24 protein-coding genes are annotated in these 22903 nt (G+C 61.2%); 12 read left to right on the top strand and 12 right to left on the bottom strand.

Going from position 1 to position 22903, the window contains the following annotated elements; genetic code table 11:
- Positions 1–145: 145 nt before the first annotated feature.
- The 8 genes from ACFQAU_RS16660 to ACFQAU_RS16625 all read left to right on the top strand — a co-directional run bounded on the left by ACFQAU_RS16660 (position 146) and on the right by ACFQAU_RS16625 (position 5535).
- Positions 146–340, top strand: a complete 195-nt coding sequence (locus tag ACFQAU_RS16660; protein ID WP_386283537.1) for a hypothetical protein — start codon at positions 146–148, stop codon at positions 338–340.
- 83 nt (positions 341–423) lie between these two features.
- Positions 424–1344: a TonB-dependent receptor plug domain-containing protein gene (locus ACFQAU_RS16655; RefSeq protein WP_386283533.1), complete on the top strand. Its 921-nt coding sequence runs from the start codon at positions 424–426 to the stop codon at positions 1342–1344.
- Positions 1242–2636: a TonB-dependent receptor gene (locus ACFQAU_RS16650; protein WP_386283980.1), complete on the top strand. Its 1395-nt coding sequence runs from the start codon at positions 1242–1244 to the stop codon at positions 2634–2636. The genes ACFQAU_RS16655 and ACFQAU_RS16650 overlap by 103 nt, the downstream gene beginning before the upstream one ends.
- A gap of 61 nt (positions 2637–2697) precedes the next feature.
- Positions 2698–3381, top strand: a complete 684-nt coding sequence (locus tag ACFQAU_RS16645; protein ID WP_132443490.1) for a Fe2+-dependent dioxygenase — start codon at positions 2698–2700, stop codon at positions 3379–3381.
- Between the two features lie 3 nt (positions 3382–3384).
- A complete protein-coding gene (gene exbB / locus ACFQAU_RS16640) occupies positions 3385–4101 on the top strand; it encodes a tonB-system energizer ExbB (RefSeq protein WP_386283529.1) in 717 nt (238 codons plus the stop codon).
- A complete protein-coding gene (locus ACFQAU_RS16635) occupies positions 4101–4229 on the top strand; it encodes a hypothetical protein (protein ID WP_386283526.1) in 129 nt (42 codons plus the stop codon). The genes exbB and ACFQAU_RS16635 overlap by 1 nt, the downstream gene beginning before the upstream one ends.
- 5 nt (positions 4230–4234) lie before the next feature.
- On the top strand, positions 4235–4693 hold the full coding sequence (exbD, locus tag ACFQAU_RS16630) for a TonB system transport protein ExbD (RefSeq protein WP_120350966.1): 459 nt from the start codon (positions 4235–4237) through the stop codon (positions 4691–4693).
- Complete coding sequence (locus ACFQAU_RS16625; RefSeq protein ID WP_132443488.1) at positions 4690–5535, top strand: energy transducer TonB; 846 nt, start codon at positions 4690–4692, stop codon at positions 5533–5535. Before exbD ends, ACFQAU_RS16625 begins: the two co-directional genes overlap by 4 nt.
- Here ACFQAU_RS16625 and ACFQAU_RS16620 read toward each other — a convergent pair.
- The 4 genes from ACFQAU_RS16620 to ACFQAU_RS16605 all read right to left on the bottom strand — a co-directional run bounded on the left by ACFQAU_RS16620 (position 5520) and on the right by ACFQAU_RS16605 (position 9936).
- Positions 5520–6620, bottom strand: a complete 1101-nt coding sequence (locus ACFQAU_RS16620) for an alpha-hydroxy acid oxidase (protein WP_240791527.1) — start codon at positions 6618–6620, stop codon at positions 5520–5522. The two genes, ACFQAU_RS16625 and ACFQAU_RS16620, sit on opposite strands and share 16 nt — an antisense overlap.
- A gap of 196 nt (positions 6621–6816) precedes the next feature.
- Positions 6817–7884: a tricarballylate utilization 4Fe-4S protein TcuB gene (gene tcuB / locus ACFQAU_RS16615; RefSeq protein WP_132443487.1), complete on the bottom strand. Its 1068-nt coding sequence runs from the start codon at positions 7882–7884 to the stop codon at positions 6817–6819.
- A complete protein-coding gene (tcuA, locus tag ACFQAU_RS16610; RefSeq protein ID WP_132443486.1) occupies positions 7874–9259 on the bottom strand; it encodes an FAD-dependent tricarballylate dehydrogenase TcuA in 1386 nt (461 codons plus the stop codon). Before tcuA ends, tcuB begins: the two co-directional genes overlap by 11 nt.
- Positions 9256–9936: a GntR family transcriptional regulator gene (locus tag ACFQAU_RS16605; RefSeq protein WP_132443485.1), complete on the bottom strand. Its 681-nt coding sequence runs from the start codon at positions 9934–9936 to the stop codon at positions 9256–9258. Before ACFQAU_RS16605 ends, tcuA begins: the two co-directional genes overlap by 4 nt.
- An 88-nt stretch (positions 9937–10024) precedes the next feature.
- Here ACFQAU_RS16605 and ACFQAU_RS16600 point away from each other — a divergent pair, with 88 nt between their 5' ends.
- Positions 10025–11071, top strand: a complete 1047-nt coding sequence (locus ACFQAU_RS16600; protein WP_132443484.1) for an AbrB family transcriptional regulator — start codon at positions 10025–10027, stop codon at positions 11069–11071.
- On the opposite strand, the gene ACFQAU_RS16595 is transcribed toward ACFQAU_RS16600, so the two are convergent.
- The 6 genes from ACFQAU_RS16595 to ACFQAU_RS16570 all read right to left on the bottom strand — a co-directional run bounded on the left by ACFQAU_RS16595 (position 11046) and on the right by ACFQAU_RS16570 (position 17289).
- Complete coding sequence (locus ACFQAU_RS16595; RefSeq protein ID WP_132443483.1) at positions 11046–12020, bottom strand: D-2-hydroxyacid dehydrogenase family protein; 975 nt, start codon at positions 12018–12020, stop codon at positions 11046–11048. The two genes, ACFQAU_RS16600 and ACFQAU_RS16595, sit on opposite strands and share 26 nt — an antisense overlap.
- A gap of 9 nt (positions 12021–12029) precedes the next feature.
- A complete protein-coding gene (locus ACFQAU_RS16590; protein WP_165935525.1) occupies positions 12030–12188 on the bottom strand; it encodes a hypothetical protein in 159 nt (52 codons plus the stop codon).
- A 7-nt stretch (positions 12189–12195) separates the two neighbouring features.
- Complete coding sequence (locus ACFQAU_RS16585; RefSeq protein ID WP_132443482.1) at positions 12196–13011, bottom strand: universal stress protein; 816 nt, start codon at positions 13009–13011, stop codon at positions 12196–12198.
- 1 nt (position 13012) lies between these two features.
- On the bottom strand, positions 13013–14101 hold the full coding sequence (locus ACFQAU_RS16580) for a 4-oxalomesaconate tautomerase (protein WP_132443481.1): 1089 nt from the start codon (positions 14099–14101) through the stop codon (positions 13013–13015).
- An 11-nt stretch (positions 14102–14112) separates the two neighbouring features.
- Positions 14113–16143 (bottom strand): tripartite tricarboxylate transporter permease, encoded by a 2031-nt coding sequence (locus ACFQAU_RS16575; protein ID WP_132443480.1) that lies wholly within the window; start codon positions 16141–16143, stop codon positions 14113–14115.
- Positions 16144–16212: 69 nt separating this feature from the next.
- Positions 16213–17289 (bottom strand): type 2 periplasmic-binding domain-containing protein, encoded by a 1077-nt coding sequence (locus ACFQAU_RS16570; RefSeq protein WP_132443479.1) that lies wholly within the window; start codon positions 17287–17289, stop codon positions 16213–16215.
- Between the two features lie 149 nt (positions 17290–17438).
- On the opposite strand from ACFQAU_RS16570, the gene ACFQAU_RS16565 reads away from it, so the two are divergent.
- From ACFQAU_RS16565 to ACFQAU_RS16555, 3 genes are read left to right on the top strand one after another with little or no spacing between them, the layout of a single operon-like run.
- Positions 17439–18110 (top strand): response regulator transcription factor, encoded by a 672-nt coding sequence (locus ACFQAU_RS16565; protein WP_120350978.1) that lies wholly within the window; start codon positions 17439–17441, stop codon positions 18108–18110.
- Positions 18107–18436 (top strand): sensor histidine kinase N-terminal domain-containing protein, encoded by a 330-nt coding sequence (locus ACFQAU_RS16560; RefSeq protein WP_386283506.1) that lies wholly within the window; start codon positions 18107–18109, stop codon positions 18434–18436. The genes ACFQAU_RS16565 and ACFQAU_RS16560 overlap by 4 nt, the downstream gene beginning before the upstream one ends.
- Complete coding sequence (locus tag ACFQAU_RS16555; protein WP_386283977.1) at positions 18373–19470, top strand: sensor histidine kinase; 1098 nt, start codon at positions 18373–18375, stop codon at positions 19468–19470. The genes ACFQAU_RS16560 and ACFQAU_RS16555 overlap by 64 nt, the downstream gene beginning before the upstream one ends.
- A 13-nt stretch (positions 19471–19483) precedes the next feature.
- On the opposite strand, the gene ACFQAU_RS16550 is transcribed toward ACFQAU_RS16555, so the two are convergent.
- Positions 19484–21121 (bottom strand): hypothetical protein, encoded by a 1638-nt coding sequence (locus ACFQAU_RS16550; RefSeq protein WP_386283503.1) that lies wholly within the window; start codon positions 21119–21121, stop codon positions 19484–19486.
- Positions 21003–22880 (bottom strand): GEVED domain-containing protein, encoded by a 1878-nt coding sequence (locus ACFQAU_RS16545; protein ID WP_386283500.1) that lies wholly within the window; start codon positions 22878–22880, stop codon positions 21003–21005. Before ACFQAU_RS16545 ends, ACFQAU_RS16550 begins: the two co-directional genes overlap by 119 nt.
- Between the last annotated feature and the right edge of the window lie 23 nt (positions 22881–22903).

Raw genomic sequence — 22903 nt, 5'->3', positions numbered from 1 at the left:
CTTCACAACACGGCGCTATACTTGACTATTTTAATAGGATTAATATCTTTACTTACTAAAATACTCAGATTAAGCGGTGACCCATTCAAATAGCCAGCCGTTGGAAGCGCGGTCAGCAAGAAAAAATCTTCTCCGCGAGGGACTTATGCGCCGTACCAACGACACCCAAAACTGCACAGACAAAATTCACAGACATTCCACGCTGGTGGTCGGGGGCTTCGGAGCCTCCTTGGCCATGGCCTGCATGGCCACACCCGGCGCCGCGCAGGACAGTGATCTGATCATCCTGCCAACAGTCGAGGTCGAGACGACCGAAGAACCAACCCCCAGCCGGCGGTAAAGCCTGCGCCGCGCGCCGCCCAGCCAGCGCCACGCCGAGCGGCCCAGCCGCGGGCGGCTGAACCCACGGTCTGCACAGCTGCATTGGCGGGCACCCCCGTCTGCGCCGCCGAGGAAGCCGCGGAACGCCAAGCGCAGGAACTGGCCGATGCGCAGGCCCGCGCTGCCGCAAAAGCGGCGGCAGGTGGCAGTTCGTACGTTGATCAAGACGCCCCATTCAAAGCCAACACGCTTGCCAACAGTCGGATGCCCGGCCCGCTGAAAGACAATCCGCGCACGGTGACAGCGATCACCCAAGAGGTCTTGGAAACCACCGGCACAACCAGCGTGCGCGAGTTGGCGCGGTCGACACCGGGCATTTCGCTTGGCTTCGGCGAGGGCGGGAACTCCTTTGGAGACAACATCTATATCCGCGGGTTCAAAGCCAATAACGACACCTATACCGATGGCATCCGCAGCCCCGGCACCGGTGTCGCCGAGACGTTCAACACCGAGCAGGTCGAAGTCACCAAAGGCCCGGCGGGCACAGTCGGCGGGCGCGGGACCACGGGCGGCGCGATCGATTTGATCTCCAAAAGCCCGCAGGATGTTGATTTCACCAAAACGGTGACCACTGTCACCGACGCGACCACCCTGCGCCAGACCATCGACACCAACAAGGTCATCAGCGACCGTCTGCAACTGCGTTTCAACGGAATGCTGCAAGATGGCGAAGTGGCCGGGCGCGATGAGATCACCGATGACCGCCGGGGTGCTGCACTGGCACTGAAATTCGCGGCGACCGATGCGCTGACCTTGGAAGGCAACCTGAGCTACACCAAGATCGAGCAGACGCCCGATTGGGGGTGCCCTACGTCAACAACGAAGACCTGGGCCTGGTCGGTCCGGTCACGGAATACGGCATCGACCGGGATACTTTCTACGGGGTACGGGGCCGCGATTTCCAGACTGTCGAAGAGACGGTGGCCACGGCCAAGGCAAACTATGCCTTTGACAACGGCATGACGCTGACCAACACATTCCGTGCGGCACGGTCGACCAACGACTATGTTTTGACAGCACCCAGCAGCCTGATCGACAATGATTCCACCAATCCCGAGGATTGGGAAGTCGGTCTCAGCTTCAAAAGCTGGAACCAGCAAACCGATGTGCTTGCCAACGTTCTGGAACTGAGCGGGGCCGCCCAATTCGCCGGCGCGTCGCATTCTTATGTGCTTGGTCTTGCCACCTCGCGCGAAGAGATTGAGAAGTTGAGCTACTCGAACCTCTCCAGCGAGGATTATGAGCCACCGGCTGGCCAACGCGGCTGCACCGTCAGCGCCGTCAATCCCGATCCCATCGGGGAAGGCTGCTGGAGCGGCGAAGAACCCGTATTGGGAACGGACCTTACGGAAACGACGGTCAAGACCACCTCCCTCTATGCGCTGGATACCGTGACCCTGTCGAACCGCCTGAAGGTCAACGGCGGGCTGCGGGTGGATATGTATGACATCTCTCGTAGTGGCGGCACCGGCGAAGATGCCTATGAGCTGTCGCGCGATGATGTCATGCTGAACTGGAACTTGGGGGCGACCTATGCCTTTACCGACCGTCTGAACATCTATGCAGCGGCGGCTACTTCGACCAACCCGGCGGGGCAGGAACTGGAAGCGGGCGGCGGTTTTTACGGCGGGCTGGATGATAACGGGTCAGGGCTTGCGCCCGAAGAGAACACCTCGCTTGAAATCGGTGCGAAATACAGCTTCACGCCGAACCTTCTGTTCACTGCGGCGCTCTATCAAACCACCAAAGACCAAGCGCGAGAGGATATCGGGCCACGCGGTGCGACCGTCACCTCCGACACGCTGAAGTACCGCATGCGGGGTCTTGAACTCGGCGTTGCGGGCAAGGTGACCGAACGGTTGAGCCTTTTTGGCGGCGCCAACTTCATGGACAGCAAGGTCTTGCGCAGTGCCGACAGCGACAACATCGGCCTCTCGGTGGCGAACGTTGCGCATGAGCAGCTGAATCTTCTCGCCACCTATCAGGTGACCGACAAGCTGATGCTGGGCGGGCGTGTGAACTATCAAGGTGCGATTGATCTGGGCAGCGTGGCCGCCAATGGCCGGTCCATTCCCGACGCATTTACCTTTGACTTGCTGGGTGAATACGAATTCGCCGACAACACCATGTTGAAGATGGCCGTCACCAATGTCGCGGATGAAACGGTCTATGACGCTGCCTACCGTTCGGGCACGCCATTCACCTATGTCGCGCCGGGCCGTGAAGTTTCCTTCTCTCTGGAAATGAAGTTCTAAACCGCAGCCATCAAGGCGGGCAGCCCTCCTGGGGTTGCCCGCTGACAGCAAGAGGTATGATATGCTGATCACGATCCCTTCGATCCTGAGCAAAGACGACGTCAAACAGGTCCGCGCGCATCTTGATGCAGCTGATTGGGAGGACGGAGCCAAGACCGCAGGCGCGCAATCACGGGAGGTCAAACGCAATCAACAATTGCCGCCAACCTCGGACACGGCGCAAACATTGGGCAAGTTCATCTTGCAAAAGCTGACCAGTGATCCGCTGTTTCTGTCTGCCGCGCTGCCCGCAAAAATCCTGCCGCCGATGTTCAACAAATACGCGCAGGCCGAAACCTTTGGGGCGCATATCGACAATGCCATTCGGGTCAATCCGCTGACACAGGAACGGCTGCGCACCGATCTGTCGATGACGCTATTTCTTAGCGAGCCAGAAGACTACGACGGCGGCGAATTGGTGATCGAGGATCACTATGGCCGCCAGACCGTGAAACTGCCTGCGGGGGATATGATCCTCTATCCGGCCACCAGCCTGCATGAGGTCACCCCCGTGACCCGAGGGGCGCGTGTGTCGTCCTTTTTCTGGCTGCAAAGCATGATCCGCTCTGACGCGAACCGCCGCATCCTGTTCGATCTGGATCAATCCATTCAGGCGCTCAGCGACAGCATCGGGGCAAATGATCCCGAAACGGTGCGTCTGACCGGCATCTATCACAACCTTATTCGCACATGGGCCGAGACTTAAACGATGAAGCTTTCTCTGGTTTTTCCCGCTGCTGCCCTTTGTATCGCCGCAGCCCCCGCCGCCGCTTTCGATCTTGAGACGGTGACCACGCTGCTTGAGCAGGCCGAGCATGACGAGATGTCGCCCCTTGGCATGTTCATGGCGGCCGATTGGGTTGTCAAAGGCGTCATGCTGTCGCTGCTCTTTGCCTCAGCTCTGGTCTGGGTGATTTTTGTCGCACGGGTGATGATCCTGCGATGGGAACGCGGCGTGCTGCGCCGCCGGTATCGCGATCTGGACAAGGCAGGCTCGCTGGTTGCGGCGCGTGCGCGTTTCGCCAAACGCAAAGGCGTCATGGGGCAGATGGTGCGCGCAGCCGAGCGTGAGCGCGCAGCCTCGGGCACGAGTGCCGGGATGAAGACGGGGATTAAGGCCGGGATCAAGGAGCGCGTGGGGTCGGAAATCGCGCGGATTGAGGCCGGGGCCGCCCGGCGCATGGGGCTGGGGGCTGGGGTCTTGGCCAATGTCGGCTCGGTTGCACCCTTTGTTGGGCTGTTCGGCACCGTTTGGGGGATCATGAACAGCTTCATCTCGATCTCAGAAAGCAACACCACCAATCTGGCCATCGTCGCGCCGGGCATTGCCGAGGCGTTGTTGGCCACGGCCATCGGCCTTGTCGCGGCGATCCCTGCGGTAATTTTTTACAACATCCTCGCGCGGGGCTTGGGGGCTATAAGGTGATGCTGGCCGATGCGGGCGCGCTGGTCGAGCGGACCTTGTCGCGCGATCTGGACCTTGCCGATGACGAGATGGCAGGGGCACGACCCGCCTACCATCTGGGGTCCGTTTCAGCCCCGGCGGCGGAGTAGGCGGCGTGGGTGCGCGGCTGCGCGGTGACGACGATGGCGATCTCAGCGAAAACAGCGAGATCAACGTCACCCCCTTTATCGATGTCATGTTGGTTCTGCTGATCATCTTCATGATCGCGGCCCCGCTGTCGACGGTCGACATCCCGGTGGAACTGCCCGTAGCGGTCGCCGAAGCCCCGGAGCGCCCCGCCGAGCCGGTTTTCATCACCATCACTGAAGACCTCGCCCTTTCAGTGGGCGAGACGGCCACGACGCACGACAGGCTTTATATCGACGTCGGCATCGCCACCTTGCAAAAACGCGACACGCGGATCTTCATCCGCGCGGATAAATCCGTGCCCTATGGTGAGTTCATGCGGGTGATGAACATCCTGCGCGCAGACGGGTTTCTGAAAGTCGGGCTGGTCGGACTGGATGAAAATGTAGAAGAGGCAGCCATGCCTGAGCCGGAGGCGGCGCAGTGAGCCTGACCTACGCCTCGCGCAGCGTCAGGCCCGTTTTCTGGGGCGTCGCGATCGCCCTAAGCGGTGCGCTGCATGCAGGGCTTCCCGTCTTGCTGCTTGATCAGCCCCCCGCCGCAGAACCCGCCGAGCCCAAGACAGAGGGGATTACCGGCGCGATGATGTTCGATCTGTCGGACATCATCGCGGCCCCCTCGGCCTTGCAAGAAGACAGCGTGGCGCAAATCGAGGCCCAGGAGGCACCGACGGTAACCGAAAGCCCTGAAGTTTTGGAGGCCGCTAAGGCCGCCGAACAGCCAATTCTAAGTCAGATACCCTATGACGTTGAGGACGAGAGCCTGAAATTCGGCGTGGCCGCCCCCGAGCCCGAAGCCGAGACGGAGGAGGTGGCCGAAGAGATCGCCGCCGAGCAGGACCCCGAGCAAATCGACGCGGAAAGCCAGATCGGCGCCGAGGCGCGGCAGGCCTCTGAGCAATCTGTCGCCGGGGTTGAGGCTGACACCGAAGCGGAAACCGCCAAGGCTGAAAGTGAAGGGCTGACCGCCGAACAGACGGAAGAGATCCGCGACTGGCAGAAAAGCATCGTGTTGTTGATCAGCGGTGGCAAAACCTATCCGGCCAAGGCGCGCAGCGACCGGATCGAAGGCGAGGTTCAGGTGCGCTTCACGCTGGACCGCTATGGGGCGCTGATCGCGGCCGAGGTGGCGCAATCCTCGGGTTCAGAAATCCTCGACATGGCTGCCGTGCAGACGGTCAAGACGCTGGAAAAGATGCCCACGCCGCCCAACTATCTGAAAGGCGACGAATTCACGCTGATCATCCCGCTGCGTTATAGTTTCAGGTGAACCATATCGCGTTCTATGTCTTGCACCGTTGCGCAGCCGCTTAGCAACATAGCGATTTCCAACTCGTCGCGCAGCAAGCGCAACACATGGCTGACGCCCAGATCGCCAGCCACCGCCAATCCGCAGGCGATGGGCCGCCCGATCAAAACGGCCTTTGCCCCGAGCGCCAGCGCGATCAGGATATCGACCCCGCGCCGGATGCCTCCGTCCATCAACACAGGGTAATCCGGTCCGACCTTGGCAACTATGGCGGGCAGGGCGCTTAGCGTTGAGGGCGCGCGGTCCAGCACCCGGCCACCATGGTTTGACACGATAACGCCCGCCGCGCCGATCCTCTGCGCCTGCGCTGCATCTTCGGGATGCAGTACGCCTTTCAGCAGCAGCGGAGCCTCTAACGTCTCGATCAGCCAAGCGATATCAGCCCATGTGGGCAGGGTCTCGGCGATGTGGTCAAAAATGATCGACTGCGCGTCTTCACGCGACGTGAAGGCAGGCGGCGTGAACCGCGCGAGATTGACCGCGCTGACATCGGGCGGCAGCTGAAACTGCGCCTCGATTTCGCGGTCCCGCACCCCTTGGACGGGCGCATCAATGGTCAGGATCAATCTGGTGAAACCCGCGTCCAGTGCCATCTGCGCAAGCGCTTGCGTGGCCTCTCTGCTCCCCAACCAGTGCAGCTGAAACCAGTCACTGCCGGGGCCGCTGCTGCGCACCCTGTCGAGTGGTTCGCTGCTCTGCGCGCTCAGCACCATCTTGATCGACTGGGCCTCGGCCGCGCGGGCGGTTGCGCTCTCGCCTGCGTCATGCAGCAGTCGGTGATAGGCAAAGGGCGCAATCAGAAAGGGCGCAACAAGCTTTTGTCCCAGCAGCGACACCTCTGTCGACCCGCCCCGCAGATCGCGCAACATCCGTGGCGTGACCTCAGCCTGCTGAAAAGCGGTTTCATTGGCTGAAGCAGTCTGCCCATCCCCGGCACCGGCCAAGAAATACGCGCGGTTGCGCGGGCTCATCCCTGCGCGTGCACGGCTGTAATAATCGTTCAATGTGCGGGGCAATTGGTCGGAATCAGGCGCTGTAAAACTCAATGTTCCGGCTCCATGCAACGCCCGACCCTGTAAGCCGCCAAAGCCTAAGCTTCAGCGGATAGGCGCTTTTTACCGCAATTGGATGCTGGGTAAAACCCAATGCTGGCCTTATCGGCTCAGAGGATGAAAATTCCCAACATCGGTTTTGTCATGAACCTGCGCCGCCGCGCGCCCCGCCCGCGCTGTACCATTTCGCTCAAACCGCCTCACGCCGCTGCGCATCCCTTACCAAAGCCGCCATTCGGTAAAAACCATGGGCCATTTTGGTGAAGGGTGTCAGCAAAAAGAACGCGAGCACAGCGCCGAGGTGTATAACCAACAGCCCCGGCATCCAGCCAGAACCGCTTGCCGCATAGAGCAACAGCCCGCTCAGCCCGACAAACCCCAGCAACCCGGTAAAGGCGATCTCTCCGCCAAAGGCATTGGTCGCACCGAGCGATTTGTCCGACCGCAGCTTGAGCCAGACCATCTTGCCACAGCCCAACACCAACAGAACACCGCCCGACAGTCCAAGGATTTTGGGGGCGGAGAACAGCCCGTAAGGAGCGGGCATACCAAGCAGGTAGTGCATAAGCGTCGCCACGCTGGTCGAAGCAAAGCACAACAGAAAGCCGTACATGATTGCCTGATGCGCATAGCGGCGGGTGTGGGTGAAACGGTCTTCGTCTTCAAAGTTGCAACCGTCGCCGTGCCCGCCCTTGAGATTGCGCATATACGCGATTGAGGCAACGGCCCCGCGCAGATGCGAGAGGCGAACCGGGGCACCGCCGACGGTTTGCCAGTAACGGCGCAGCCCGATGGCGATGCTGATCAGCGGAAACAGAAAGGCGGGCAGAAAGATCGACACCATCGCATTGTGAGACAGCACCGCATAGAAACCTTCGCCTCCTGCGGCGGCCAGCGCACGGGCAGCCCAGAACAGCAGGGCAAAGCCCACGACAGTGGCGAGCACGATGGCGAGGCCGTTTTTCTGGAACGTTTTCCCGGCGGCACGTGGAAAGGCGAACTCCTCCCAACTGTCTTGGCGCACATCGGCCAAGGCTTGGGGCAGGTTCAGGTCAAACTCATGCGGAGCGGTGTATTGGCAGGCGTAATAGCAGCCCCGGCAGTTGTGACAAAGGTTCGCCAGTTGCGTTAAATCCCCGTCAGAAAAGGCGCGTTCGGCCTGAAGGGCAGGGAAGACCGAACAGTAGCCCTCGCAATAGCGGCAGGCGTTGCAGATTTCGGCCTGACGGCGTGCTTCTTGGAGTAGATCAATTTGCATGGGCTGCGGCCTCCTTGCCTGCGATACGTCCGAAGACGGTGCCGATGGTCATGCCAAATCCGGCAAGATAGCCTTGGCCCAAGATCGAGCCCGCCATGGTTTCGCCCGCCGCCCAGAGGTTGCTGACAGGGCGGTCGCCGATGGAGCATTGCGCGTTTTCATCTACTTTCAGGCCAAGGTAGGTAAAGGTGACGCCGGTCCTGAGGGAATAGCCGTAGAACGGCGGCTCGGTGATCGGTCGCGCCCAGTTTGTCTTGGGCGGGGTCAGACCCGTGGTCGCCACGCCATCAAGTTCGGTTGGGTGGAAGTTACTTTGATCGCCGCAGGCTTCGTTGAACTCGGCCACGGTGTGCTCCAGCGCATCAGCAGGCAGGCCCATCTTTCCCGCCAGTTCCGCCAGCGTATCGGCTTTGATCGGTGGGAAGACCGAAGGCATGAACAGGTTCAGCGATTTCGCGTCGATGATGACATAGCCGACCTGATCGGGCTGGGCGGCCACCAGACGGCCCCAGATGGCGTAGCGTTTGGGCCAGACATCCTCGCCCTCGTCATAGAACCGCTGTGCGTCCTTGTTAACGACGATGGAGAAGGGCACGCAATCCAACCGCGTGACGATTCCGCCGTCGAACTTTGGCGCGCGCCCGTCGATGGCGACCGCGTGGCACTGCGTCGGGTCGCCCACCTGTGCGATGCCTTGGTCCAGCAGGTCCGCCAGTACCACGCCGCGGTTATAGGGCGTTCCCCGGATCAGGAAATTCTTTGCCGCTGGCCCCCATGCGCGGGCGAGCCAGTCGGTATCCGCCTGAAAGCCGCCAGAGGCAACGACGACGGATTTGGGCGAGAGACTCTTGGCCGCCCCCTCATGCGTATAGTCCACCCGCGTCACCCGGTCGCCTTCCAGTTCGAGATGGGTCACGGCAGCTTCATAAAGCACATCCACGCCTAAACCCTCGGCGGTGCGGTAATACGCATTCACAAGGCTTTTGCCACCGCCACGGAAGAAGGCGTTGGTGCGGGCCAGTGACAGGGTGCCAGAGAGCGATGGCTGAAAGCGGACGCCATGTTCCTCCATCCAGGGTAGGCATTCCTCTGAGGTGCGGATGGCGAGGCGGGCGAGGTGCTCATCCGTCTTGCCGCCCGTCACCTTCATCAGATCGGCGAGGTATTCCTCTTCGGTGTAGCTCTCCACCAACGGCCCCAGCGGCCCGTGGTGCATGCAGCGGAAGTTCCGGGTGTGGCGCGAATTACCTCCTCGGTAAGGCTTTGGCGCGGTCTCTAGGATCAAGACGCGGGCACCGGCCTCGGCGGCGGTGATCGCGGCACAAAGCGCCGCATTGCCGCCGCCGATCACGACGATATCGTAAGCTTCGGTCACAGCAGGTCTCCGTCATAGGTCTCATCACGCGAGGGCTGCGCGCGCAGGGCACGAACCCGGACCCGTTGGGCCGCTTCGATATGCGCGCGCATCGCTGCTTCGGCGAGGGCGGCATCACGGGCCTTGATCGCGTCGAGGACGCCAAAGTGCTCTTCCACCGCATTCTCGGCGCGGGCAGGGTCGGTCAACGTCGTCGGGCCGAGGATCATCAGCGTCTTTTGCAGCGTATGGATCGACCGGGTCAGGAAACGGTTCTTCGCGGCGTCCAGAAGGGCTGCGTGGAACTGGCGGTTGAGGGTGAAGGCTTCGGGCACGTTGCCCAAGGTGGCGAGCGACTGGTTCATGTCCTGAAGTTCTTCGATTTCGATATCCGAGGCGGCGCGGGCGGCCAGCCGCGCGGCGGTGCCCTCCAACACGGCGCGCATCTCGTAAAGCTCCATCACCTCAGCATAGTCCAGTGTGCGGATACTCGCCCCTTGGCGGGGGATATGGGCCACGACGCCATCGGCCTCCAACTGTCGGATCGCTTCGCGCACGGGGGTCCGGGAGACGCCCAAGCGCTCGGCCAACTCCGTTTCACGCAGGCGGTCGCCGGGGTTGAGCCGTCCGGCGCGAAGTTCATCCATCAACTGATTGTAGGCAGAGTTGCCTTGCGGTGTGCGGTCTTCTTCGCTCATGAAACCCCCTCCGATAGGTATTGCATACAGGTGGATACAATCGTATCCAGAAAGGGTCAAGCCCGGAAGAAGAAGTGAGTTGAACCCTATGCGCCTCTCCCAACCGACCCGCCGTCGTGCGCTGACCTTGATCCTCGCCGCGGCTGGAACTTTGCTCTTTTGGTGGCTCGATCTGCCGCTGCCATTCCTTTTCGGGCCGATGGCCGCCTGCCTTATCGCGGCATTGTCGAACGTGCCGATCAAAGGCTTCGGCCAAGTCTCGGTCGCGGCGCGCACGATCCTTGGGGTGGCGGTGGGGGCCTCGATCACGCCTGACCTTTTCCACCAACTGCCACAGATGGCGATGTCGGTGGCGCTGGTCCCGGTCTTTATTGCGCTGATCGGGATTATCGGCGTCCCTTTCTTTCGGCATGTTTGGGGGTTCGACGCGCCGACGGCCTATTACGCCGCGATGCCGGGCGGCTTGCAGGACATGGTGATCTTCGGCACCGAAGCAGGGGGCGATCCGCGGGCGTTGTCATTGATCCATGCCACGCGGGTGTTGATCATCGTCACCCTCGCGCCTGCTTTCCTGACGCTGGCATACGGGGCAGGGCTGACCAATCCCATCGGCGCGCCGGTAACGGAACTGCCGGTGGGGGAGATGGCCTTGATGGCGGCCGCAGCCCTGATCGGTTGGAAGGGAGGAGAGCGGATCGGCCTGTTCGGCGCGTCCATCCTTGGCCCCATGATCGTGACCGCCATTCTGTCACTCTCGGGCCTGATCCACAGCCGCCCGCCAGCCGAGGCCATCCTTGCCGCGCAGTTCTTTATCGGCTGCGGAATCGGCGTGCATTTTCTGGGCGTGACATGGGGCGAGCTGACACGGGTGGTGCTGGCAGGCATCGCCTATGTGCTGGTGCTCGCCGTCTTGGCCGCAGGTTTCACCGGGCTCGTCACTTGGGCCGGGTTGGGCGATCCGGTCGAGGCGTTCCTTGCCTTCGCGCCGGGCGGGCAGGCCGAGATGACGGTGCTGGCCATCGTCACCGGCGCGGATCTGGGTTTTGTCATCACGCACCACCTCACCCGCATCGTGTTGGTGATCGTCGGCGCGCCGCTGGTTGCGGGACTTATGGCGCGTAGACGGAAGGGTTGATCATATGGATCGGCGCGCCTGCCGCAAAGCCATTCACCTGTTCGAAAATATCGGTGAATTGCTTGTCGAATTCGTCTTCGGTGACAAAGCCGATATGCGGGCTGGCGATCAATCTGGGGTGCGAGAGCAGCGGGTCATTGGGATCCGTTAACGGCTCGGTATCAAAGACATCCACCGCCGCTGCGCCCAGATGCCCGGCGTTGAGCGCTTGCAGCAGCGCGCCTTCGGCAATCAGTCCGGCGCGGGAGGTGTTCACCAGTACCGCGCGGGGCGACATGGCGCTGAGGTCTTCCGCGGTGACACTGCCGCGGGTCTCAGGTGTCAGCCGGAGATGCAGGGAGACCACGTCGCAGGACCCGAAAAACGCCGCGCGGCTTTCGGCGACGGTTTCCCCATCGGCTTTCGCCCGCGCGCGTCCGGCTTCAGAGCCCCACCAGACAACCTCCATGCCAAAGGCGCGGGCATAGTCCGCCACCACACGCCCGATGCGCCCATAGCCATAAAGCCCCAGCCGCCGTCCGCGCAGGCTGCGTCCGACCCCCATCTGCCAGTTGCCCGCCTTGGCGCTTGCCATCTGCTGCGGCAGTTGCCGCATGGCTGAAAGGATCAGTGCAAAGGTTAGTTCAGCTGCCGCGTGGTTGGCCCCATCCGCGCCTTTGTTGGAACACAGCAGCACGCCCTGATCGGTGCAGGCCGCGACATCCACATGCGGATAAGCGCCGCGTTGCGAAATCAGGCGCAGGTTCGGCAGGCGCTCAAGCAGCCCCCGCGTCACCTTGGTCCGCTCGCGAAAGAGCACCACGCAATCGGCATCCTGCAAACGGTCGGCCAAGACCGCCTCGACAGGCTGATGATCCGTCCAGACGGTCACGTCGTGTCCCGCCAGCAGGTCAAAGCAAGGCAACCCGCGCAGGGTGTCGAACCAGTCGTCGAGGATATGAACCTTCATCCCGGCACCCTATGCGGAAAGCGCGTTGATCGCTTTGCTGACCCGCTCATGCAGGATCAGCAGATCAGGGTCGCGGTCCTTCTGCGTGCCGATTTTGGCGATCAACTCGGCGCGCAGTTTTTCCAGATCACGGCGGGCGACGTGGATTTTCTCGTAATTGGTCATCATTCGCTTCTCAATGGGACAACAAAACGGGGATTTTGATCTTTTCCAGCACCTCGGCGGTCACGCCACCAAGGAAATCTTCGCGGAATTTGGAGTGCTCATAGGCACCGAGCACCAGCAGCGAGGGATCGTGCCGCTCGCAGTAGGACAGCAGGGTCTGCGCCACCGGATGGGTGGTGGGAAAGTTCTCATGCACCGCTTCGACGCCGTGGCGGTCAAGATGGCTCATCAGATCGGCGATCGGCCAAGAGGTGCGTTTGCCGACCGTCAAAACGCTGACCCGGCCATCGGCCTCAAGCAGGCGCAGGCTGTCCGACAGTGCCCGCGCGGCGGCGCGTCCGCCGTCCCACGCCAATGCCGCATGACTATGCTGCGCGCCTGCGTCATAGCCTGCCGGAACCACGATCACCGGTCGCCCGGATTGCAGCGCGATCCGGTCTGGGTGGTGGGTCACATGGGCATCATCACTCTCGGCGCGGGCACCGACGATCAGCATGTCATAGTACCGCGCGCCTTCGGAAAGCAGCGTGTCGACGCGGCCAGTCTCATCGCGAAAATCTAGCGCGTCGCCCAGATCAAGTGCCGGGCGTAGCTCTTCGAACCGGCGGGTGACTTCGGCCAAGATTTCGCTGTTGGCAGCCTCCAATAGGGCGCGGGCCTCTTCGGGGATCCAGCGCGAGCGGCGGTCGATCACCTCATGCGCGGTATGGGCAAGGATCGCCGTGACATGCGCGCCGCGCTGTTTGGCCAGTGAGGCGGCATAGCGCAATGCGGCGATGGAGGCGTCGGAGCCGTTGAAGGCGACAAGAAGGTTCATCACGGGCATGTCAGCGACCCTCCCAGATGCGTGAGGGGACAAAGACACAGCCATCCGCCAGCTTGCGCGCCGTCCGCAGCAGACCGGCAGAGTTCAGCGCGAAGCCGTCCGACGTGTCATAATCCACCAGCACGTCAATCGTGCCAGAAGCATGTTCGAGCACAACGTCGGCGGGGCTTTGGGTGGGGCGGTCGAGCAGGCCATCGGCCACACTGCCGGGCGTGAGCGCGCAGGACGCGAGGCATTGCGCCCCGGTCACCGCCATGGAGGGGTGCGTGTTCCACGGCATAAAATAGCGCGTCGCGATTGTGCCGCCATCGCGGGCAGGGGCCAGCAGGCCGAACTTCGGCGTGACGGATTTTGCCACATCCCCCATGCCCATGGCGGCCCCGGCCTGAAGGCGAATTGCCTCCATCCGCGCGAAGAAATCTTTGTTCGCGTCGAGTTCGGCGACGCTTTCATACCCCGTCAGACCAAAGTCCGCCGCGCGGGCAATGACCATCGGCATGGCGACATCCATGCAGGTGACGTCGATCCCGTCAAAGGTATCGCGGATGTTGCCCGTGGGTAAAAACGCCCCGGTCGAAGAGCCGACGACCCCCATGAAATTCAGTGCCACAGCCGCACCGGCACCGGGCACGCCCGCGATCTCGGTGTCGCCGTCATAGGTGAGCACGCCGCCGGGGGTTAGCACTTTGGACAGCACCTTGGCCCCGGTGTTGACGGCGTGGATTTTGACATCTGTCACATCGCCGGTGGGTTGGACGAGGCCCAACTCGACCGCCGCTGGCCCGACGCCCGACAGGATATTGCCGCAGGTCGGTTTAAAATCGACCAGCCGATCCTCGACCGAAACTTGAGCAAAGAAATAGTCCACATCGGCCCAACCGTCCTCCGAAGGTGAAAGCATCGCGACCTTGGTGGTCACCGCCGCGCCGCCGCCGATGCCGTCGATGTTGAGCGGATGGCCGGAGCCGACGACGGCGAGCAGCACTTCGGCCAATGTTTCGCGATCCTCAGGCAGATCCGCGCGGTTGAAGTATGGCCCCCGCGATGTGCCGCCGCGCATGAAGAGATAGGGGATAGCTGTCTGTGTCATCTCTAAACTCCTCAGTTCAGCGGCCAGGGCAGGTCGACTGCGCCTTGCAGCAGACCCGGCGGGAAATCACGGTTGAGTGCCCCGGCCATGACGCACATCAGCGCGATGCCGCAGGCGGTCAGGATCAGGGTTTTCGGCCAATGCGCCTGTGCACGAACCCGCAGGAAGCTGATCAAAAAGCCCAAGAGCGCGAGGATAAAGCCGACGAAATAGGTGGCGACGATCAGCCCCACGAACCACGCGAGCGTGCTCCAGAGGCCATAGGGTGCATCAGCGTCCTCGCCTGAGACTTCCTTGTCGGCAAAGATCGAATCTCCTTCAGGCCGCAGGATCATCTGCACCAGCAAGATCAGCAGCGCGGCCAAGGCGATGCCCCCCACGACCAGCGGCACGATCTTGTCGGTCATGTTGTAGTCGGGGATCAGCGAGGCATTGATCAGCGCGGCCACGACGTAGCCCATGATGATCAGCAAAAAGACCAACGGCGCGCGTTTGGAGCCGGACTGAACATCGCCCTCGGCCATGATCGACTTGGCTTGACGTAGTCCGAGCACGACAGAGACCACAGTGATGATCAGTAGCACGATGACGATAGGGGAGAAGACATACTCCATGCCTTCCTCAAAAGATTTGCGGAACCGGAACGATGCGATCTGGAACGCTTGGTTCGAGAATTTCTCGACCGGGTTGGACAGCACGAAACCGATCAAGAAGGCTGGGCGCGACCAGTCAAAGCGGCGCAGGAAGATGCCGATCAGGCCGATCACGAAGAGCGCGAGGATGTCTTCGAAGTTCTGCCCCGACTGGAACGCCGCGAAAGAGATCAGCATGAACAGGAACGGCGCGAGATAGGTGAAGCGGATGGTGGTCAGCTTGGCAATGCCGCCCGAGGCCGCGATGCACAAGAGCGTGCCGACGACGTTGGCCAGCGCCAGCAACCAGACGATGGAATAGGTGATGTCGAGGTTGTCGCGCAGCATCGAGGGGCCGACTTCGATCTCGCCAGAGCCCAAAAGCGCGATGGCACCGATGAAAATTGCCATCGAGCCAGAACCCGGAATGCCGAAGAGCAGGGTAGGGACCAAGCCGCCGCCCTCTTTCGCGTTGTTCGAGCTTTCCGGCCCGATCACGCCGCGCACTTCGCCTTTGCCGAAATTCGATTTGTCTTTCGTCGTTTGAACCGCGTGGCCATAGGCGATCCAGTCAACGACTGATCCACCAAGGCCGGGGATGACACCGACGACCACGCCGATCAACGAGCAGCGCACCGACAGCCATTTGTTGGCAACCCAGTCGCGCACGCCTTCACCCCAGCCCGCGCCGAGTTTGGCTTCTTTGGAAATCGCCCGGTCTTGGCGCAGAAGCGAGACGATTTCTGGCACGGCAAAGATGCCAAGGCCGACGATTACCAGTTTCAAGCCGTCCGTCAGGTAGGGAATGTCATAGGTCGCCATCCGCAGGGAGCCGCCCGCGTCGGCCTCACCGATGGTGCCGATCAGCAGGCCGAGGCCCGCCGCCGCCAGACCTTTGAGCGCTACGCGCCCCGCCAACACCGCCACCATCGACAGGCCGAGGATCGAGATCATCAGCATTTCGGGCAGGCCGAAGGACAGGACGATGGGCCGCGCGATGACGATGAACATCGTCAAGAAAGCCGCGCCAACCAGACCGCCGAAGAGCGATGAGGTGAAAGCCGCCGAAAGCGCCCGTGCGGCTTGTCCCTTTTTGGCCATCGGAAAGCCATCGAGCACCGTGGCTTGGCTGGCCGAAGACCCTGGTATGCCCATGAGGACCGAGGCGAATGTGTCAGAGGTTGGCACCACCGCGACCATGCCGATCATCAGCGCCAGACCCAGCACAGGGTCCATGCCGAACATGAAAGGCAAAAGCAGCGACAGCCCCGCGATCCCGCCGAGGCCGGGAAAGACCCCGACAGCGAGGCCCATGACCACGCCCAGCACCAGATATCCCAGAACCATAGGTTGCAGAATTAGAGCCCATGCCTCGCCAAGCGCAGGCAGAGCGGTTGCGAACAGATCCATCGCACCGACCTCGAAATGTTAGAATAAGGGGGTGGCCCCGGGATTGACCCGGGGCCGAGAGGGTTCCGCTTACTTCAGCGAAACGCCATAGGCTTCTTGCAGCCAGTTGGTGACGAAGGCTTTCGCCTCCGCAGAGACGGTCGTGCCGCGCTGCGTCGCCTTTGCCGCGCCTTCGCCTACGAAGACGGGGTACTTACCGACACGTTTCTCGGCAATCTGGGCAAAGTCTTCGCGGTTGCGCACCGCGTCAAAGGCCGCCGTGTAGGTCGCGATCACATCGTCGGGGGTGCCTGCGGGCAGGAAGGCGATCTTTTGCACAGGGAAACCTGCGATAAAGAAGGCTTTCCATGCGTCCCATGCCTCGCCTTCGGTGGCGCAGCCTTCGGTCGCTTCGCAAACTTCCTTGAAAGTCGCGATGTCGGGGAAGGTGGGGTCGCGAACGATGTTGCCGTCCTCGTCCAGCGCGCCCCATGTCATCATCGGCACGGCCTGACCTTTTTCGACGAGATCCGCAGAGGCGCCGAGGTAGCTCGACGAGGTCTGATAGTCGATCGTGGCCTCGCCGCGCTCAAACATCAAACGGCCATCGCCACGGCCCTTGATGCCAAAGACAGGCTCGACGTTCATGCCCAGCATTTCCCATGCCAGCAGCGGCACGAGGTCAAGGCGGGTGGCCCCCTGCGAGCCGTAGATGAAGTTGACGTCTTTGAGGTTATTGGCGGTGCCGTCGAATTTCTCACCGTCCGTGGGGTTCAGATAAGCGACCCCGCCGGTGCCCGAGGCCATGACCGGGTTCCAGTCGCTGTACTCATAGCGCACCCGCGGATCGTCCAACAGGTAGGGGAACTGGGTCGAACCGGAGGTGCCAAAAAGGACCGTGCCCTCGTCATGCTCTTGCTCTTGGAACCAGTTGGCGCCTTTGGTTGAACCTGCACCCGGCATGAACTTGACGACGACCGTGGGGTTGCCGGGCAGTTCTTCGGACAAAAGCGGCGCAAAGAAGTTGGCCCATTTGGCCGAGCCGCCGGTTTCCGAGAAGGGGATGACCCACTCGATGGTTTTGCCTGCAAAATCGACCTCGGCCAGCGCCGGGGCGGCGAGGCAGGCGGCGGATGCAGCGGTGGCGGCGAAATACTTGATAGTCATAGGTGTCCTCCCGTAGACATTCTGTACCGGTCAGACTTTCACGTCTGCCGTCGTTCGGATTTGTTTAGGGAACGAATCCCTCCTCCAACACGGGCACTCTGCCTTTCCAACCTTGCGCGAAACTTGCGCATTAGGATTAAGTTTTAATCATGCGCATTACAGTCATCGAAGACAATGAAGCCCTTGCCCAAGGAATTGCCCATCGCCTGCGGGATCGCGGCCATGCAGTAGACCTGCTGCACGACGGGGAAGAGGCCGATGCATTTCTGCGCCATGAGGGGGCAGATCTAATCGTGCTGGATTGCAACTTGCCCGGCTGTGATGGGCTGGAGGTTCTGAGCCGCCTGCGCCGCCGCGGCGATGGAACGCCGGTGATCCTGCTGACCGCGCGGGCAGAGACTTCAGAGCGGGTGGCCGGGCTGGATGCCGGGGCCGATGATTATCTGACCAAGCCCTTCGAGATGGATGAGTTGGAGGCGCGGCTCCGGGCCATGGCGCGGCGCAAGAACCTTGAGTTCGCCGCCCGCGACGCGATTGGTCCCTTGGTCTTTGACCGCACTAACCGCCAGTTGTTGAAGGATGAACAGCCACTGGCCTTCCCCCGCAAAGAACTGGCGACGCTTGAATGCCTGCTGGAAAGGCGCGGGCGGATCGTCTCGAAATCACAACTGATCACCCATGTCTATGGCACCGGGGCCGCGCAGGAAGACAGCGCAATCGAGCCGCATGTCTCCCGTCTTCGCAAACGGTTGGAGCCCTTCGGCATCCGCATTAAAGCGGCGCGCGGGCTGGGCTATATGCTGGAGGTCGATAGCGCATGACCTCGATGTCGCTGCGCTCTAGGCTGTTCATGCTGATCCTGCCGCCGCTGCTGTTGCTTTCGATCGTTCTGGGGTTTTGGCGCTTTGAAGTGGCGCAGCGCACCTCTGAAACCCTGTTCGACCGCAGCCTGTTGGCCGCGGCTTTGGCGATCTCACGCGATGTGGCGATTTCTGGCGGGGATGCGCTTTCGCCCAGCACGCGGGATTTCGTCTCGGATGCCGGGGGTGGTGAGCTTTTTACCACGTCACCGGTCCCGGTGGCATCTACATTACCGGCTATGCCTATCCCCCCGTCTCTGGCGGTCGGGCGGGCGAGGATCGGCTGAACTACACGATGGCTGAATATCGGGGCGAGCCTGTGCGCGTTTTGCGGATGCGGGAGAGTACGACCATCGGCAACCTGACGGGCGATACGATTGTCACAGTCTGGCAAAGGGACAGTGATCGCAATGCCTTCGCCGCCGCCTTGGCGCGCCGCGCGGCGGCTTTGATCGCCAGTCTGATGGCGGCCCTTGCTTTGGTGGTCTGGTTCGGGGTGAAGATCGGCCTGCGCCCCTTGAACGATTTGCAAGATGCGATCCAACACCGATCCCCCGATGACTTGCGTGATATCCGCCGCCCGGTCCCGGCTGAGGCCTTTGGTATCGTCGCCACATTGAACCGGCTTTTCGGGCAGGTGCGCCAGAGCATCGAGGACCATCAGGTCTTTATTTCCAACGCCGCGCATCAACTGCGCAACCCCGCCTCCGCACTGTTGTCATTGGCCGAGGTTTTGCCAGATGTCAGCGACCCGCAAGAGCGTCGGTTGAGAGAACGCGAATTGATTGCTGCGGCCCGCAAATCAGCGCGGCTGGCCAACCAGTTGCTGTCTCTTGAACGGTTGCGCTACGACGAGGCCCCTGCATTCGATACGCTTGAGCTCAACGCTGTCGCTGCCGAAGTGTGCAGTGACTTTGCCCCCACCGTCCTGTCGCGGGACATTGGCTTTGGCTTTGAACCAAGCACCACGCCGCTCCACGTTGCGGGCGACACTGTGCTGCTCGCCGAAGCGATCACCAATTTGCTTGAAAACGCGCTGACCCATGGCGGCGGCGGCCTCACCGCGATCCGCGTCAGCACCATGGTAGAGGGGCGATTTGCGGTTTTGGCTGTAGAAGATGACGGCACCGGCATTCCCGAAGACAGTGCCGAAGCCGCGTTTGAGAGGTTTGGCCAACTAAGCGAAGGGCAAGGCAGTGGTCTTGGTCTTGCAATTGTTAAAGATGTCCTGCGCCGTCACGGCGGGCAAGCCGAACTGGTGCCGCAAGACAAGGGGTTAATCGTAAAGATCAAGATCCCACTTTCTGCGTCGACTGTCTGAACGGCGGTTCCGATCAAGGTGTCACGCGGACCTTGAAAAAAACACTCCCTTCGGCGCCTGCGGCATGCGTCCCGCTGCAATCCCACCGCAGGGGGCCTTCATATCCCGGTAGGTTGTCGCTTGGGGTTGCGAGATCGCAGATCAGCGAGGGGCTCACGGTTTGCGGCGTGGCTACAGCCTCCGCCAATTGAGTATAGGGCGGCGTTCGGTCGTAAATGACGATGGCGGATGCAATGCGCTGGCTCGGGTTCACCACTGTGATGCGGTAGACCAGTACATCCCCGGGCGAGGCTTGATTTGAATAGCCCTCACCCGTGCCTTGCGTTTCGTTCTGTACAGTTTTCACCAGAACGAGCTGACTGCCACCGACTTCGACCGTCACGCGATCCGTATCGGTTGTAATGTGCGAAGCAGTGGTTCCGGAAAAGTCCGTGGCGGCTTGCACCTCGTAGGTCAAAGCGCTGCCCGGAGGCAGGCCGCCACCCGCCGAGACCCTCGAGATCAGGCAGAGTTCGTCCCCCGCTTGAACGGAAATTGGCACGTTCAGCGGGGTGTCGGGCGCGCCATCGCAATCGTTGTCGATAAAGAGCGCAACTGAAAATGCACCGACCGCAGGCTCGGAAATGTTCTCTACGGTAAAGGTGGTGATGCCAGATGAACTGGCTCGATAGAGATGCGGCAAAAGGGCGATTTGGCCCGCGCCGATGTGCGCGTCACGGTCCTCACTCAAAGTGGGAAGTGGAATAATGCCTAAGGTAAGTCCGCTGTAATCGGTCTCAGGCGAAGGGGTGAAGCTGAACGAGCCATCATGTGGATCGCTGTTCACCAAGCCCGGCAGTGAGCCCGGTCGCTCGGAAATCGCTCTCCACCCTTCGGCGGGCACCGTGGAGACGGTCAGACTGCCAGTGTAGTTCGGCGCGAGCCGATAGGACCATCGTCCATCGGCGCCGACCTGCGGGCTTGCCAATAGCGCACCGGCATCGTCCAGCAGCAAAATGGTTCCTGCATTCGTGCCTACCTCGTCGCCCGTGGCAGAGCCATCGTGCGCGACCCCGCCGCGACCATCATCCCGGATCAGCTGGCCTGAAATTTCACCGCCCGAGGTTGCGAGAGCGATCGTGACGCTGGCTTCGTCATCGTCGGCAATCCCGTCCTGCAAGTCATCTTGGGCCAGACCAACGGCTGGATCGCTGTCGAGGTCGGGTAGGGAACTGCTCACGATCTCGACGACGTTTGTATAGTTGCCACCCGCCGTGACACGGACACGTATGGTAAGGGTTTCGGTCGCACCCGGCAGAATTTCATCGACGAACCAAAGTCCCGTACTTGGGTCGAAATAATCGCCGGTCGGAGGAGCCGTGTCGCTGATATAGGCGAAACCTGCGGGGATGTTTTCAATCACCTTGACCCCCGAAGGCGAGCCGGGGCCGTCGTTTGTCACGCTGATCACCCAGTCGATGATGTCGCCTTCGACAGCGGTTGTGACGGGAGAGGTGGTGCCCGCTTGATAGGCCTCTTTGGTGATTGAGAGGTCAGAAAACTGCGGATCGAAACCAAAGTCGTAGGCCACTGTAAAGGCACCGGAATCGGCCTTTACACCAACGAGGGGGTTTGAGGTTCCGATCTGCGCGCCGGGGGAGGTCTGCGTCATTCACATCGACCTCTACCCGGTAGGTGGTGCCCGCAGGCAAGCCGACAAAGGCGTATGTTCCGTCAGGCTCGGTATCGACGGTCCGGATGAAGCTATCATCGTCCAGATCATTCGGCGTTGCGTTATCGGAGTATAAATCCACTCGGATACCGCCCGCCAAGTTCTCTTCCGCGCCGTCTTTGATATCGGAACCGTCTTGATCGACATAGATATTGCCCCCCAGACCGGACAGTACGAAAGGTGTCCCGCCGCGGCACGAGGTGCCATCGCCGAAACCGCCCTCATCCGTGCCCGTTGCCAGCCTTAACCGATTGCCGGTCGACGTATCGATTAGGTAGATTGAGTTCGATACCTCCTCATAGGCATACATCTGACCGTTCTCGTCAAAGAAAACCGCAGACCAGATGCCCGTGTAGACACTGGGCCCAAATTCCACCACCGTGGTGAAACCGGCGAGACCATTGTTCGCGAACACGCGAAACAGGCTGCCGGTGTTTTCGTTGATGCCGTAGATGAAGCCGTCCAATGGATTAACAGCGAAATCAGACACCGTGACGGCTTGGGAGAGGGTCAATTGCCCGGCATCGATCGGATTGTTGGGGTCGGTCAAATCCAACAACTGCCATGTGACGTTGTCTGCTTCGTAGACCATTATACCGTTGGGCAAGATATCGCCCGCATCTTCGGCCCTTTCGGCGCTGTTTGGGAATGAAGGCATTTTGGTGAAGTTTCCGGTACCGTCCACGCGCCACAGCTCATCTTTGCCGGGGCGGACGCCATAGATATAGCCATCGATTTCGTTGTATCCCCAGCCGGCTGCCAGCCGGCGCGGCGCTGTCCCGAGGGGTTGCGATGACATGGAGTAGCCCGACCCGGTGTCGGTAAAGCGCAGTTTGCGCAACTGTGTTGGATCGTCAGACAGCAAGTATAGGCCACTGTCGCAGGAAACCGGAGGAACATCGCCGGAAACTGTCAGCCTGTAGTCCTCAACCTCTCCGTCAAGTGCGACGGGGACGACGCCCTCGGTGGTTGACCACCTGAACCGCGCGAATGTCGGCGTGAGCACGGAACTTCCCGGCACGTTCACATCAAATCGGATCTCGCCATTCAGCGTGCCATCTTTATCCGAAGCGCTGCCGTCCTGCAGATCAGAGGCGATCTGCTCAGTAGCGTCGAAGAGCCCGTTGCCGTTAAAGTCGATCCACGCCTGAAGATAGGCCACGCCGCCTGTCAAACTGCCGACCCCGCCGGTCACCTCGTTTACGAACACGGTTATTTCAGTCGTGCCGCCAGCAATGAGCTGGGGGAGCGTGACTCCGTCTTCGTCATCATTTCCGTCAAGATCGTCGCCCAAAGCATCTGCACTTGCTTGGGAGGCAGCCTCGGGGTCAGGAGGGAGGGCCCCTAAGTAGGTCCCCGCGATGCCGGTTTCAGCGATGATGTGCAATGGGTCGCCATAGCTTGCCGGAGCATCACCGCGATCTACCAGAGGGGCCGCAGCGATATTGATCGGGTAATCTTCGACCTCCCCATCCAAGGAGACATCTGCCACGCCGACGACCGGAGTTGTAGACCACCGAAAGCGGGCAAAGGTCTGGTCTAGTACCGCGTCACCCGGGACAATCACGTCAAATTGGATCAGGCCATCGCCCGCGACCTGATCCCCACCGGTGCCATCGTCTTGCAAATCGCGCGCGATTTCTTCGGCGGTTGCAAGGGCCATGACATCGTTGCCGTCGTAGTCGATCCAAGCGGTCAAAAAGCCACCGTTGCCTTGGACAC

Source organism: Sulfitobacter profundi (assembly GCF_042661425.1).
GTDB lineage: Bacteria > Pseudomonadota > Alphaproteobacteria > Rhodobacterales > Rhodobacteraceae > Sulfitobacter > Sulfitobacter profundi.
The sequence above is the reverse complement of the archived record's forward strand: the minus strand, read 5'-3'. Positions and strand labels throughout refer to the sequence as shown.